Source organism: Actinoplanes rectilineatus (assembly GCF_000962825.1).
GTDB classification, from domain to species: domain Bacteria; phylum Actinomycetota; class Actinomycetes; order Mycobacteriales; family Micromonosporaceae; genus Actinoplanes; species Actinoplanes rectilineatus.
In genome coordinates this window covers 31,790-45,491 of the sequence record NZ_JZKF01000012.1, presented here as the reverse complement: position 1 = coordinate 45,491, position 13,702 = coordinate 31,790, and the positions used below count along the sequence as shown (strand labels likewise).

15 protein-coding genes are annotated in these 13,702 nt (G+C 71.1%); 5 read left to right on the top strand and 10 right to left on the bottom strand.

All coding sequences use genetic code 11. The features are described from left to right. Positions 1-32: 32 nt before the first annotated feature. From WH85_RS12010 to WH85_RS11995, 5 genes are all read right to left on the bottom strand, one after another. Positions 33-1,160, bottom strand: coding sequence for an RNA polymerase sigma factor (locus WH85_RS12010; RefSeq protein ID WP_425394638.1), 1,128 nt, complete (start codon positions 1,158-1,160; stop codon positions 33-35). A gap of 2 nt (positions 1,161-1,162) precedes the next feature. Continuing rightward, positions 1,163-1,573: a YciI family protein gene (locus tag WH85_RS12005; protein ID WP_211275352.1), complete on the bottom strand. Its 411-nt coding sequence runs from the start codon at positions 1,571-1,573 to the stop codon at positions 1,163-1,165. Between the two features lie 106 nt (positions 1,574-1,679). Next, a complete protein-coding gene (locus WH85_RS12000) occupies positions 1,680-1,952 on the bottom strand; it encodes a hypothetical protein (protein ID WP_157410952.1) in 273 nt (90 codons plus the stop codon). Positions 1,953-2,220: 268 nt separating this feature from the next. Continuing rightward, positions 2,221-2,364 (bottom strand): hypothetical protein, encoded by a 144-nt coding sequence (locus tag WH85_RS50300; protein ID WP_157410951.1) that lies wholly within the window; start codon positions 2,362-2,364, stop codon positions 2,221-2,223. 111 nt (positions 2,365-2,475) lie between these two features. After that, entirely contained in the window at positions 2,476-3,249 is a 774-nt protein-coding gene (locus WH85_RS11995; RefSeq protein ID WP_045741968.1) for an SDR family NAD(P)-dependent oxidoreductase, read from the bottom strand. Positions 3,250-3,382: 133 nt separating this feature from the next. On the opposite strand from WH85_RS11995, the gene WH85_RS11990 reads away from it, so the two are divergent. Further along, positions 3,383-3,994 (top strand): TetR/AcrR family transcriptional regulator, encoded by a 612-nt coding sequence (locus WH85_RS11990; RefSeq protein WP_245673908.1) that lies wholly within the window; start codon positions 3,383-3,385, stop codon positions 3,992-3,994. 5 nt (positions 3,995-3,999) lie between these two features. Here the strand turns inward: WH85_RS11990 and WH85_RS11985 are convergent, their stop codons facing one another. Next, complete coding sequence (locus WH85_RS11985) at positions 4,000-5,367, bottom strand: MFS transporter (RefSeq protein ID WP_045741877.1); 1,368 nt, start codon at positions 5,365-5,367, stop codon at positions 4,000-4,002. Between the two features lie 189 nt (positions 5,368-5,556). Here WH85_RS11985 and WH85_RS11980 point away from each other — a divergent pair, with 189 nt between their 5' ends. Further along, the gene (locus WH85_RS11980; RefSeq protein WP_045741876.1) at positions 5,557-6,540 is read left to right on the top strand and encodes an SEC-C domain-containing protein; all 984 of its coding nucleotides are present in this window, start codon (positions 5,557-5,559) and stop codon (positions 6,538-6,540) included. A gap of 240 nt (positions 6,541-6,780) precedes the next feature. Here WH85_RS11980 and WH85_RS11975 read toward each other — a convergent pair whose 3' ends face one another. After that, entirely contained in the window at positions 6,781-7,950 is a 1,170-nt protein-coding gene (locus WH85_RS11975) for a serine hydrolase domain-containing protein (RefSeq protein WP_045741875.1), read from the bottom strand. Positions 7,951-8,158: 208 nt separating this feature from the next. Between WH85_RS11975 and WH85_RS11970 the strand changes: the two genes are divergently transcribed. Next, on the top strand, positions 8,159-8,878 hold the full coding sequence (locus tag WH85_RS11970) for a hypothetical protein (RefSeq protein ID WP_045741874.1): 720 nt from the start codon (positions 8,159-8,161) through the stop codon (positions 8,876-8,878). A gap of 73 nt (positions 8,879-8,951) precedes the next feature. On the opposite strand, the gene glgX is transcribed toward WH85_RS11970, so the two are convergent. Together glgX and WH85_RS11960 are read right to left on the bottom strand one after the other, a co-directional pair. After that, entirely contained in the window at positions 8,952-11,060 is a 2,109-nt protein-coding gene (gene glgX / locus WH85_RS11965) for a glycogen debranching protein GlgX (RefSeq protein ID WP_045741873.1), read from the bottom strand. A 52-nt stretch (positions 11,061-11,112) separates the two neighbouring features. Further along, the gene (locus tag WH85_RS11960) at positions 11,113-11,667 is read right to left on the bottom strand and encodes a TetR/AcrR family transcriptional regulator (protein WP_045741872.1); all 555 of its coding nucleotides are present in this window, start codon (positions 11,665-11,667) and stop codon (positions 11,113-11,115) included. An 83-nt stretch (positions 11,668-11,750) separates the two neighbouring features. Here WH85_RS11960 and WH85_RS11955 point away from each other — a divergent pair, with 83 nt between their 5' ends. After that, positions 11,751-12,578 carry a CE1 family esterase gene (locus tag WH85_RS11955; RefSeq protein WP_045741871.1) on the top strand — a complete coding sequence of 276 codons (828 nt, stop codon included), beginning with the start codon at positions 11,751-11,753 and terminating at the stop codon, positions 12,576-12,578. On the opposite strand, the gene WH85_RS11950 is transcribed toward WH85_RS11955, so the two are convergent. Next, on the bottom strand, positions 12,504-12,938 hold the full coding sequence (locus WH85_RS11950) for a MerR family transcriptional regulator (protein WP_063775495.1): 435 nt from the start codon (positions 12,936-12,938) through the stop codon (positions 12,504-12,506). The two genes, WH85_RS11955 and WH85_RS11950, sit on opposite strands and share 75 nt — an antisense overlap. A gap of 104 nt (positions 12,939-13,042) precedes the next feature. On the opposite strand from WH85_RS11950, the gene WH85_RS11945 reads away from it, so the two are divergent. After that, entirely contained in the window at positions 13,043-13,699 is a 657-nt protein-coding gene (locus WH85_RS11945) for a glycoside hydrolase family 32 protein (protein WP_045741869.1), read from the top strand. Positions 13,700-13,702: the final 3 nt, after the last annotated feature.

The window sequence follows — 13,702 nt, the reverse complement described above, 5'->3', positions numbered from 1 at the left end:
CGACCGTCACGGTGACGTCGGCCGGACCGCCCTCAGCCCGAGGCCGGGTGGTCACCGGCGTTCAGCCTCGCAGCCTGCCGGAGGAGATGGTTCCGTTCCGGGATGGTGAGGGCGGTCCGGGCCGCCTCCGCGTACAACCGGGCCGCTCGGGCCAGGTCACCGTCGCGTTCATGCAGGTACGCCGCGACCGCGGGGTAGCGGGGCAGAGACGGGTCCAATTCGGCGAGCGCTGCGAGACCGGCCCGCGGACCGTCCGCCTCGCCGACCGCCACCGCCCGGTTCAGGCGGGCCACCGGGCTGTCCAATTCGTCGTACCACTCGACGATCTGCACCCAGTCGGTCTCCTCGACGGTCGGCGCGTCCGCGTGCAGGGCGGCGATGGCCGCCTGCACCTGGAACTCGCCCTGCCGGTCCCGGGCCAGGGCGGCCTGCAGCAGGCCGACACCCTCCGCGATCATCCGGGTGTCCCACCGGCCGCGGTCCTGCTCGGCGAGCGGGATCAGCTCACCGCCCGGCCCGGTGCGCGCCGCCCGCCGGGCATGGTGCAGCAGCATCAGCGCCAGCAGCCCGGCGACCTCCTCGTCATCGGTGCGCGCGGCCAGTTCCCGGGTCAACCGGATCGCCTCCGCGGACAGGTCCACATCCCCGGAGTAGCCCTCGTTGAAGACCAGGTACAGCACCCGCAGCACGGTGCCGAGGTCCCCCGGCCGGTCGAAGCGGGCGTCCGCGACGGTCCGCTTGGCCCGGCTGATCCGCTGCGCCATCGTCGCCTCCGGCACCAGGTACGCCCGGGCGATCTGCCGGGTGGTCAGCCCGCCGACCGCCCGCAGCGTGAGCGCCACCGCCGACGCCGGGCTCAACGACGGATGGGCGCACAGGAAGTACAACTGGAGCGTGTCGTCGACCGCGCTCCCCGGGACGCGCGGCGGCTCGGCCTCCACCAGATCCTCACGCCGCCGCCGGGACGTGTCCGCCCGGACCGCGTCCAGGAACCGCCGCCAGGCCACCGCGACCAGCCAGCCCTTCGGATCCCGCGGCGGGCCGTCCGGCCAGGTGCGGACCGCCTCGAGAAGGGCATCCTGGACGGCGTCCTCGGCCGCCGCGAAGTCGGCTCCGCGGCGGACGAGGACAGCGATCACCGCGGGAGTCAGCTCCCGCACGTTCATTCCGCGGTGGCCGGCGACGTCACCCCGTAGAAGGGGCGCAGCTCCAGCCACTCGTGGATCGGCCGGCCACCGGCGCCCGGTGCGGCGGACAGCTCACCGGCCAGTGCGAGGGCCCGTTCGTACGACTCCACATCGATGATCATCCAGCCGGCGATCAGGTCCTTGGTCTCCGGGAACGGGCCGTCGGTGACCGGCGGGCGTCCCGGCCCGTCGTACCGCACGAACGTGCCCTCCGGGGCGAGCGCCTGACTGTCGACGTACTCGCCGGTGCCCTCCAGCCGGGCCGCGAAATCGTTCATGTACGCGATGTGCGCGGTGACCTCCTCCGGAGCCCACTTGTCCATCGGCACGTCGTTCACCGGTGCCGGGGCGCCACGGTAGTGCTTGAGCAGCAGGTACTTCGCCATGGTGGTCTCCTCGATGCGGGTACGGCCCATTCTGGCCGCCGTCACACCGGGGACGGAGCCACCCACACGTTCTCGACATCCGTTCCCGCATCGGCATGGTGACCGATCAGCCGGCCCTCAGCCGGTCCAGTTCTTCGACGATCAGCACGCATGCGCGAGTGTCGTAGGCGGCCTGGCCGGCCAGCGAGCTGAAGACACGTGCGTACAGCGCGATCTCTCGTGGCTGAGTGATGGACAGCTCAGCCGAAACGGCTTCCATGACGGACGACAGGCGATCCATTCGGCCGATCATCACATCGCGGCTTCCGACATGGGTCCGCTGACGATCAAACAGCGGCTGGTCCAGTCGCCCGCGTGGGGCACAACGGCTCGTCGGCACCTCGACCACCTCGCCACGCAGAACACCGCGAAGTGGCCGGCCAGGTCCTCACCACTCGGGCCCGCATGGGTTCGGGATCCGGCGGCCTGGAACGCCCAGTGGGCCGCCCAGTGGGCCGCCCATCGCCTCGGATGAGGGACCAGGCCCGCTCCAGGGCTTTCGCCTAGCCTCCTAGGATGCGGTACGCGGTACTGGCAGGATCACAGGGGACGGTGCTCCGGGCGTACCCAAAAGGCAGGAATCAGACGAGGGTGAAGCGCTTGACGAGTTAGCCGTTGTTGTCGAGGATCTTGATGCCGTTCTCGGCGGCGGTGACGAACGCCTTGGCGCGGCCCTTGCCGTAGACCTGGCCGTCGTTGAGGACGTAGCAGCGTTTGCGTTTGAGGGTGCGCGGGCGGGTGTCGACACGCATCGCAGACCTCCCGGAGAGATCGGGTGAGCTGCTCACCGGCGCTTCCGCAATCTGACGCAGCCGTGCCGGTGATCAGGCCCGAACGGGTCGTGACCGGGAATGGTCAGTTCATTAGAGCGCGGTGCCGCCCGAGGCGTCGATGACCTTGCCGGTGATCCAGCCGCCCTCTGCGGAGGCGAGGAATGCGACGACGGCGGCGATGTCGTCCGGCTGCCCCAGCCGGCCGAGCGCGCTGCGGGCCTCCGTCGCCGCTCGCCGCTCGGCCTGGCTCTCGTCGAGCAGGTACGCGTTGTTGCGCGTCATGACGACACCGGGAGCCACGGCGTTGACGGTGATGCCGCGCGGGCCGAGTTCCTGGGCGAGGCTGAGGGTGAACGAGTTCAGCGCGCCCTTCGCGGCGCCGTAGGCGATCGAGTGGGGCCCGGCGAGCTGTGCCGACAGGCTGGAGATGGTGATGACCCGGCCGCCGTCGCGGAGCCGCGGCAGGGCCAGTTTCGTGATGAAGAAGGGTGCTCGGACGCTCACCGCGAAGGCGGAGTCGAATCCTTCTTCGGTGAGTTCGTGCAGGTGGCCGAAGCTGGCCTTGGCGGCGTTGTGGACGAGGATGTCGAGCTTGCCGTCGGGTGCGTGATCGCGGCCGGACTCGTCGAAGGCCGCCCAGAGCCGGGCTGCGTCGCCGGGCAGGCCCAGCTCCGAGTGCACGGCGAAGGCGCGCCCGCCGGCCTTGCGGATGCCGTCGACGGTGTCGGTGGCGGCGGCCTCGTCGTGGCCGTAGCCGATGCCGACGGCCGCGCCCTCGCGGGCGAAGCGTTCCGCGATGGCCCGGCCGATGCCGTGGCTGGCGCCGGTGACCAGGGCGACCTTGTCCTTCAGTGCTTCTGACATCGGATTCTCCTTGTGCGACAGGGCCGGAGCGGCCATGCGACGAAGTCTAGACACGGTGCTGTTTGCTTTCGACACTGTGTCGACTGAAGGTGATGTGACGTCAATTACCGTGGATGGTGGGTATGATCCCGCGGTGTCGAGCATCAAGAGCCGTCGCGGCCCGACCAGGGGCGACCAGCGTGAACAAGCGCTCGTCGACGCCGCCCGCGCCGTCTTCAGGGACAAACCGATCAGTCAGGTCACGATCGACGAGTTGGCCGCGGCGGCGGGCATCGCACGATCCGGCTTCTACTTCTACTTCGAGTCCAAACACGCCCTGCTCGCCGCGCTGGTCGAGCATCGCGTCGCCGAGTCCGACGCGGAGATGGCCGAATGGGCACACGCCGACGGCCTCGGCCGGGACGAACTGCGCCGCGGCATGGCGGCCGGGCTGGCGCGCTGGAAGGTCGACGGGCGCTGGCTCTGCGAGGCGTTCCTCGCGGCCGAGCCCGCCCCCGAGGTGAGGAAGGTCCGGGATCGCCTGATCGACGAGGGCTGCTTGATGATTACCGAGCGCCTGGGGCGGGACGCCCGCGCCGGCCGTGCGGTGAACGGGCCACCCGATCTCATCGCCCGGATGGCCGCCGCCATGCGCAACTCCACCTTCGCCGACGTCTACGCCAAACCCGGCGTCCACGACGAGGAGGCGCTGCTCGACTCCCTCACCGACGCGGTCCTGCGCCTGTTCTACGGACCGACTCCGTAGGTCCGTCAGGCGGGGAGTTTCTCGGCGTACACCCGGCCGGTGGTGGTTCGGGCCCAGCGGCCGGTGCTGGCGAATCCCAGGGTGAGGACCGCCAGGCCCAGGCCGCACAGGATCCACCAGCCGCCGGTGGAGCCGGAGGCGACGACCGCGCCGATGACCGCGACGCCGAGGGCGCTGCCGACCTGCCGGCTGGTGGAGGCGATGGCGGCGGCGACGCCGGCCCGGGCCCGGGGCATGCCGGAGACGGCGGTGTTGGTGATCGGGGTGTTGACCATGCCGAAGCCGAGGCCGAACAGCAGGTAGGCGAGGACGAGACGCCAGATCGGGGTGTCCGGTGCGGCGCCGGTCATCAGGAGCATGCCGAGGGCCATCGCGGTGCCGGCGACGATCAGCGGCAGGCGGGTGCCGCGGCCGGCGACGAGGCGCCCGGAGATCGGGGACGCGACGATGGTCATGCCGGCCATCGGGAGGGTGTACAGGCCGGCGTGCAGGGCCGACAGGTCGCGGGTCTCCTGCAGGTAGAGGGTGTTGAGGAAGAGGAAACCGCCGAGCCCGGCGAAGGCGCAGACGGCGATCAGGGTGGCGCCGCTGAACGGGGCGCTGCGGAAGAACCGCAGTTCGATGAGGGGTTCGTCGCGGCGCGGTTCCCATCGCAGCAGGGCGGCGACGGCGGCGACGCCCAGCGCGGCGCATCCCAGGATCTGCGGGGAGGTCCATCCCTCGGCGGGTCCTTCGATGATGGCGTACGTGACGGACGCCAGTGCCGTCAGCACCAGTATCTGGCCGACCGGGTCGAGGCGGCGCGGGTGCTCGGCCCGTGATTCGGGGATGAACCGCCAGGCCAGGATGAACGCGGCGACCCCGACCGGCACGTTGATCCAGAAGATGGACGGCCAGCCGAACGTGTGCACGAGCAGGCCCCCGGCGATCGGCCCGAGTGCCATGCTGAACCCGGTGACGGCGCCCCACACGCCGATGGCGCGGGCCCGTTCCCGGTTGTCGGTGAACGTGTTCGTGATGATCGACATGGCGACCGGGTTGAGCATGGAACCGCCGACGGCCTGCACGATCCGGGCGGCGATCAGCCAGCCCAGGGTGGGGGCGATGCTGCAGAGCAGGGAGCCGGCGGTGAACAGGACGAGCCCGGCCTGGAAGACCCGGCGGCGCCCGATCCGGTCGGCGGTCGATCCGGCGAGCACGAGCAGGCTGGCGAGCACGAGCGTGTACGCGTCGATGGTCCACTGCAGCCCGGACAGTGAGGCGCCGAGGTCGGCGCGGATCGCGGGCAGCGCGATGTTGACGATGGTGACGTCCATGCTGATGATCAGCAGGCTCATGCAGCAGATGGCGAGGATCAGGTAGCGGCGGGGCACAGCCCCTGTTCTACCCGGGTCCGGCAGGTTACTCGCGGATGGGGGACCAGTCGTCGTATGTGGACTCGCGGCGCCGGTTGCCGGACGGGTGCTGATCGGTTGCCGGACGGTTGCGGCGGCCGCCTCGTCCGGGCGAAGTGAGACCCAGATCAACGGCCGTGAGGCTCTGCCACGCAGTACCGTGACCAGGTGTCCTTGAAAGCTGATCTGACCAGCGCAGACCTCGCCGACATCCGGCTCTCCGTCCTGGGCGCCGCCGACCCGCTCGGCATCGCCTCCGACCTGGCGCATGCGGCCGGGTCCGGTGGTTTCGCCGATCCCGGCGATGCTGCTCCCGCGCTCACCCTGGCTGCCGAGATCGCTGAGAGCCGCAGCAAGCTCGATGCCGCCCTCACCTATGTGGATCAGGCCGTCGCGGCGTTCGCCGGGCGTGACGACAGCCCGGCCGCTGCCGCGCACGCGCTGCGGGCCCGGATCCTGTTCCGTGCCGGCCGTGACGACGAGGCGCTCGCCGAGTTGGAGCCGCTGCGTCCGCTGATCCTTCAATATCCGGATGCCGCCGCGTACATCAGTGCGGCCCTGGTCGCCGGTGGCCGGGCCCGCGAGGCGGAGCAGTGGTTGACCGCCGCCGTGCAGGAGTCGCTGGCGCAGCGTGGTGGTACGGAGCCCGCCGATTCGGCCGATGCGGGACTGCTGTTCTTCCTGTTGCAGCAGCGGCACCGGCTGCGGCATGTGCTGGGCCTGCAGCACGACGCGCACGACAATCTGGCTGAGCGGTTGGAGGCGAAGCTGGCCGGCACGGTGGCGCGCGCCGAGTCCGCGGTGGCCGGCGACCCGTTGTTCTGGCCGCGGGCCGAGTTCGACGCGTTGGCGAAGCGCTGGCCGGAGCTGGCGGAGAGCTACGGCCCGGACTGGGACGAGCACCGTGCCCGGATCGAGCGGGACATGTCGCTGAAGTCGGGCGCGGGCCTGCATGTGCTGCCCGCTTCGGTGGCTGGTCTGGCCGCCTACGCCGGCGCCGACGGTGACCCTGCCGCCCGGCCGGTCCGGGATGCCTACGCCCGCACGCTCACCGCGGCCGCGATCAACTGGCCGCCGGAGCGTAACGCCGCCTGCTGGTGCGGTTCCGGTGCGAAGTACAAGAAGTGCTGCCTGCCGCGGGCGCGTTCCTGAGATCAAAATCTTGACATGGTACGCGTCGGCATAGTCGCGTGCCTACCATGCGGCCGTGCTGCGCCGTCCAGGCCGTAGCGCCGCCGCCGGGCCCAGCCGGTCTGCCGTCACCCACATTCGGTGACGCTGTCGCGCCCAGGCATCCGCGCCGCCCGTCCGGTGGTCACCGCTCTCCTGAGACGTGGTGACCACCGGTGTCCGCCCATCTGGATTCTTCCGGCGGGACTGGTCCGGCGGCGGTCAGGACAGGGCGGCGGTCACGATGCGTTGCGAGACCACCGGCAGGTCGCCGCCCATCGTGAGCGTGTTCACCGAGTAGACCAGGCGCCGCGACAGGTCCAGGGTGGCGCCCATCCCGTTGTTGTAGCCGGGACGGTCACCGGATTTGCCCCACAGCTCCCAGCCGCCGAGCCGGATCCGGTTCAGCCCGGCGCTGTAGGTGGGGTCGGCGCCGTCCGGCCACGACGTGGCGTGTTCGGGAACCGTCAGCATCACCTCCAGCCAGCGCCGGGGGAGCAGCCGGCCGCCCAGCAGCGCGGTCAGGAAACGGTCCAGGTCGCCGGTCGTCGAGATGATCTCGGCGGCGGCCCATTGCAGGGACGGGTTGGCGCGGGTGACGTCCTCGTACACCCCGTCGACGAGTTCGTAGCCGCGGGCGTGCGGCCCGGGGATCGCCGTGTCGGTGCCGGGCAGGTAGGTGTGGTGCAGGCCCAGGGGGCGCAGGATGCCCCGGCGGATCGCGTCCGCGTACGGGCGCCCGGTGACCCGTTCGATGACCAGCCCGGCGACGATGTAGCCGACGTTGCCGTAGTCCTGCCGTTCGCCGGGGGTGTAGGGCGGCGGCTCGTTCCACAGCACCTGCGAACCGGGTGCGAACGTGTCGTAGCGGTGTTCCTTGAACCAGCTCCACGTCTTGTGCGGAATCGCGACGGCTTGCAGCCCGTGGGTGTGGTCGAGCAGTTGGCGCACTGTTCCCGTGTACCCCGGGGGAAGCCGGTCCGGGAGGATGCGCCGCACCGGCGCGTCGATGTCGATCAGGCCGTGCTGCGCCAGCTGCACCATCGCGGCCGCGGTGAACGTCTTGGTCATGCTGCCGATCCGGAACCGGGCGTCCCACGGCACCGGCGCCCCGGTCCGCAGGTCGGCGACCCCGGCCCGTCCCCGCCATCGGCCGTCGCTGCCCTCGACCCGGACCAGCGCGCCGCTGGCCCCCGCGTCCAGCGGTTCGATCGCGGCGGCCAGCGCCTCCCGGTTGATCGTGGTGCCGGCCGTGCGCACAGTGCCGGCGGCTCCCGCCGGCCCGATCGTGCCGGTCCCGGTGCCGGTGCGGTCGACGGCGCCGGCCGGTGTGCCGGTCAGGGCCAGGGTGCCGCCGGCGAGGGCGGCCGAGAGCAGGGCGCGGCGCTGCATGGTGAACCTCCGATGTGGATCCCCGTGGACGGGTTCACTCTGCCGCCGTGCGACGGCCGGGCCATCCGGGTCGGACCCCGGCAGATCCCGTATTCCGTGCCCCCGAGTCGTCTCGGGGGCGGGTCGGCGGAGGAGGGGGCCGGACGGGTGGCGGGTCTCCCCTTTCGGGCGACGGTGATCATGGGTGGGCGTCGATACGGTGCGGGCCATGAATCGCCTGCCGCGATCGGCGTTCTGGGTGGTGCTCAGTCTCGGGCTGGGCGTCGCCGCGGTCGTCGTCGCTCTTCAGATCAGCGCCGGGTCGCTGGCCCGCGCCGACGCGCTGGCCAGCACGCTGGGCATCCACGTCGCCTACCTCGTTCCGGTCGTCACGTTGCTGGCGACCATCCGGTCGGGGAAGGCGCCGGACGCGGAGGGGCCGGACGCGGAGGCGCCGCCGAGCCGGCGCCGGGATCTGCTGTTGTACGGCGCCGCCGTCGCGGTCGTTGTCGGGGCCGGGGCGGCGGTGCTGTTCGTGGTGAACGGTCCGGGCCGCGAGGACGGTCTGACGGGTGCCGACGTCGACCTGTGGGCCAGGGAGTCGGGGAGTCGTACCGTGCGGTTGAACGCGACGGTGCAGCGGGGCCCGGCGGACGGGCACCGGCTGTGGTTCGTGCTGCGGGTGCACGACGTCAACGGGCACAGCGAGTACTACCCGCGTCAGCGGATCAACCCGGAGGGCGACACTCCTCTGGTGGTGTCCGTCCCGGAGGACGCGAACCTGGGCCAGAAGCGGTCCGGCCGGATCTACGAGGTGGACGGCGCGACCGACGGGAAGCTGGTGGGTCACAGCCGGGACGGCGCCGCGATTCCGGTCGCCGACCTGGTGGAGCCGCCCTGCTCGGGGTGTGAGGTCTCGGACGAGGTGGCGTTGCCGTTCTCGCCGTGACCGGTGGGCGCCGCCGGGTGGCGCGCTGCGACGGTGCGCAGCGCGCCGCGTACCCGGTGACGGGGTTGATCTGTCAGTAGCGGCAGCGCAGGACGACGAGGGTGTGGCGGGGGACCGTCACCTGGGTGGTGGCCCGGAAGGTCTTGCGGCGGGCGGCCAGCAGCGGGTCGGCGGTGTTCGCGGCGGTCTCCCAGGTGCGGCCGTAGTCGCGTGACGGCAGGGTGAAGGCGACGTCCTCGCCCAGCGGGTTGAACAGCAGCAGGAACGAGTCGTCTTTGATCTCTTCGCCGAGGGCGTCGCGTTCCGGGATGCCGTGGCCGTTGAGGAAGACGGTCATGGTCATGCCGCTGCGGGTGTTCCAGTCGGCCTCGGTCATGATTTCGCCGTCGCGGCGCAGCCAGGCGATGTCGGGCAGTTTCGAGTCTCCGGCCGGGTCGCCGGTGAAGAAGCGGCGGCGGCGGAAGATCGGGTGTTCGGCGCGCAGTTGCAGCAGGCGGCGGACGAAACCGGTCAGGACGTCGTAGCCGCGGGCGTCCTCCCAGTCCATCCACGACAGTGCGCTGTCCTGGCAGTAGACGTTGTTGTTGCCCTGCTGGGTGCGGCCCAGTTCGTCGCCGTGGGCGATCATCGGGACGCCCTGGCTGAGCAGCAGGGTGGCCAGGTAGTTGCGTTTCTGGCGTTCGCGCAGGGTGACGATCTCGGGGTCCTCGGTGGGGCCCTCGACGCCGCAGTTCCAGGACCGGTTGTGGCTTTCGCCGTCGCGGTTGCCCTCGCCGTTGGCGTCGTTGTGTTTGTCGTTGTACGAGACCAGGTCGTGCAGGGTGAACCCGTCGTGCGCGGTCACGAAGTTGATCGAGGCGATGGGGCGGCGGCCGTCGACTTCGTAGAGGTCGGAGCTGCCGGTGAAGCGGGAGGCGAACTCGCCGAGGCTGGCGGGTTCGCCGCGCCAGAAGTCGCGGACCGAGTCGCGGTATTTGCCGTTCCATTCGGTCCAGTTCGGCGGGAAGCCGCCCACCTGGTAGCCGCCGTCGCCGACGTCCCACGGTTCGGCGATCAGTTTCACCTGCGACACCACCGGGTCCTGGTTGACCAGGTCGAAGAAGGCGGCGAGGCGGTCCACCTCGTGGAACTCGCGGGCCAGGGCGGCGGCCAGGTCGAACCGGAAGCCGTCGACGTGCATCTCGGTCACCCAGTACCGCAGCGAATCCATGATCAGGCGCAGGGATTCGTGGTGGCGGACGTTGAGGCTGTTGCCGGTGCCCGTGGTGTCGTAGTAGTAGCTCTTGTCCTGGTCGACGAGGCGGTAGTAGGCCGGGTTGTCGACGCCGCGGAACGACAGGGTCGGGCCGAGGTGGTTGCCTTCGGCGGTGTGGTTGTAGACGACGTCCAGGATGACCTCGATGCCCTGGGCGTGCAGGGCTTTGACCATGGCTTTGAACTCCTGCACCTGGCCGCCGCCGCCGGCGAACGAGGCGTACCCGTTGTGGGGTGCGAAGAAGCCGATCGTGTTGTAGCCCCAGTAGTTGGTGAGTCCGCGTTCGATCAGCGTGCTGTCGTGCACGAACTGGTGCACCGGCATCAGTTCGACGGCGGTGACGCCGAGACCCTTCAAATACTTGATCATCGCCGGGTGGGCGAGGCCGGAGTACGTGCCGCGGACGTCTTCGGGGATGTCCGGGTGCTGGACCGTCATGCCCTTGACGTGTGCCTCGTAGATGACCGTCTCCCACATGGGGACCTTCAGCGGGCGGTCGTTGCCCCAGTCGAAGAACGGGTTCACCACCACCGAGCGGGGTGCGAACGGGGCCGAGTCGGCGTCGTTGTACGACCCGGGGTCGCCGAACTCGTAGGAGAACAGCGCCGGGTCCCAGCGGTAGTCGCCGTCGATGGCTTTGGCGTACGGGTCGAGCAGCAGCTTCGACGGGTTGCAGCGCAGGCCCCGGGACGGGTCGTAGGGGCCGTGTACGCGGTAGCCGTACCGCTGGCCGGGTACCACCCGCGGCAGGTAGCCGTGCCAGACGAGGGCTTCCCGTTCGGGCAGGTCGATGCGGGTCTCGGTGCCGTCCCGGTCGAACAGGCACAGTTCCACCCGGGTGGCGGCCTCGGAGAAGATGGCGAAGTTCGTCCCGCCCCCGTCGTAGGTCGCGCCCAGCGGATACGGGTTGCCCGGCCAGATTTTCATGCCGCCTCCTTCCCCGAGTGGGGCCCGCCGAAAACAACCTGTGTCGATGACCTCATGTCCGGAGCCCGGTCAGCAGAAGATCCAGGTAGCGGTGGGTGAGTGCCGGGCGGGCGGCGGCGTCCGGCTCCAGGGTCGCGGCGTAGACGATTCCGCAGATCAGGCGGGTGATGTCGGCCGCGGTGAGGCCGGGGCGGATCGCTCCCGCGCGCTGGGCGCGGTCGAGCAGCAGCGTGTTGAGGCCGGCGAGCCGGGCGACCACTTCGGCGGTGCGCGGCAGGACGTGGTCCGGCGCGGAGAAGACCGGTGGGATGGCGGGGTCGGCGAGCAGGGCGTCGATGCCGGCGAGGAGCAGGCCGGTGAACGCGGTTCCCGGGTCGTCCTCGGTCAGGGCGTGTTCGCCGCGGGCCGCGAGGGCTTCCAGGCCGGGCAGGGCGATCGTCTCGAGGAGGGCTTCGGGGGTGGGGAAGTGCCGGTAGACGGTGGCGACGCCGACGGCGGCGGCGCGGGCGACCTCGTTGAGGCGCAGGGGGGTGCCCTCGTCGACGAGGCGGCGGCCGGTCTCGACGATCTGGTCCCAGTTGCGGGCGGCGTCTCTGCGCAGGCTCATGTGACCGAGGATAAACGGATGGGTCATCCGCTTGATGCTACGGTGAAGTGGATAGGTTATCCGCAACGCTGATCGGGGAGACCATGCAAACGCACCAGACGATCGAGGTGGGCGGGCTGACCCGCACCTACACCCTGATCACCCCGGACGGCGGGCACGACCGGCTGGTACTGGTCCTGCACGGATCAGGGCAGACCGCGGCGACCCACCGGACGTTCACCGGCAACGCCTTCGACGGGCTGCGGCGGAGCGCGGTCGCCTACCTCGACGGGATCGGCCGGCAGTGGAACGACGCCCGCAAACAGAGCCGGGCCAAGGCCCGGATCCGCGGCATCGACGACGTGGGTTTCGCCGCGGCGGTCGCCCACCGGCACGGCACCGGCCTTCCGGTGTACGCCGTGGGCTACTCCAACGGCGGCGGCCTGGTGATCCGTCTCCTGCACGAACGGCCCGACGTCGTCGCGGGCGCGGTGGTCGTCGCGGCCCAGCAGCCCGCGGCGGACAACTTCCTGGTCCCCGGGCTGCCGGTGGTGCCCCGGCCGGTGCTGCTGATCCACGGCACCAAGGACCGGATCGTGCCGTACGCCGGAGGCGAGATGGCGAAGTGGGCGCAGATCGCGTTCCGGTCCGGCGGGGCGATGCTGTCCTCGCCGCAGACCGCCGCCTACTTCGCCGGGCGCAACGGGATCACCACGCCGCCGCAGACCGCCGACCTCCCGGCGAGCGCCCCGGGCCGCACCTCGGTGAGCCGCACCGATTACCGGCAGGAGGGCAGACCGCCGGTCACGCTGTACACCGTCCACGGCGGCGGCCACACCATCCCGGGACCGGTCGACTCACCCGCGCTGATGGGCCGCACCGGGCACGACATCCACACCGCCGCCGCGATCGAGGAGTTCCTCGGCTTCTAGGACAGGGCTCTGGAGACCCTTGTACCAGGCGATCTTCTCCTTGACCCGCTGCTGCTCCCGGCGCAACCGCGTGACCTTCTCGTCGATCTCCCGGTCGTGTTCCTCCAGCAGGGCGGCGCGCTGCTCGTCGGTGCCGCCGGTGCTGAGCAACTCGGCGAACCGGCGCAACCGTGCGATCGGCATGCCCGAGTCGCGCAGACAGCGCAGCAGGCCCAGCCGCGACAGGTCGTCGTCGTCGAAGACCCGGCGGCCCCCGGACGTGCGGCGGATGCCGTGCAACAGGCCGATCTTCTCGTAGTAGCGGATCGTGTCGATGCTGACCCCGATCCGGCCGGCCGCCTCGCCCGGCGTGTAAGGCACGATGATCCCCCGATATCGACGGTGATGGGTGCGGGGAACACTACCGGCTTTTCTGGCAGGCCGAGGTTCTGGCGCGGTGGAACACGGCAGTGCTACTCAGAGTCATGACACCGCGCCTGCACTTCACCCCGCGCGTGGGGGAGCTCGGCGAGTTGCTCGGCGTGGCCGTCGACGGCGGCCGCTACCGGCTGTTCCACTCCCAGGGCTCGGCGGTCTCCGACGACCTGGTGCTGTGGACCGAGACGGGCGAGGCCGGTGAGGCGCCGGCCGGGCAGCGGTTCTTCCCCCTCGGGCCGGACTGGGTGGACCTGCGTCCGGACGCCGACGGGCGGATCGGATTCGGCATCGGCGGCTACGACGGGTCCGTGTTCACCGCGCGGGCCCGGGGCGTGTTCGGCTGGGGCGGCGTCGGCATGCCGGTCACGTTCGCCGACGCGGCCGGGCGGCGCTGCCTGGTGGCGGGGGTCGGCGGATCGGTGAGCCTGCCCTGGGTCCTGTCGGTCCGCGACGACCGGCTGTTGGCCGCGCCGCACCCGCACCTGGACCGCTACCTGATCACCGGTGCCGCGGGCCTGACCGTCGCCGGCGGCGAGATCCGCGACCACGGCGAGGTGATCCTGCGGATGCCGGCCGGCGGGGAGACGGTGGTGCTGGCCGACGGCGACATCGTCGAGGCCGCCGTCGAGGGCGTCAGCGGCCTGGGTGCCGCCCGCCGCCGCGGCCCGGCCACCCCCGGCGCCCGGATGATGCGCTTCGCCTGATCC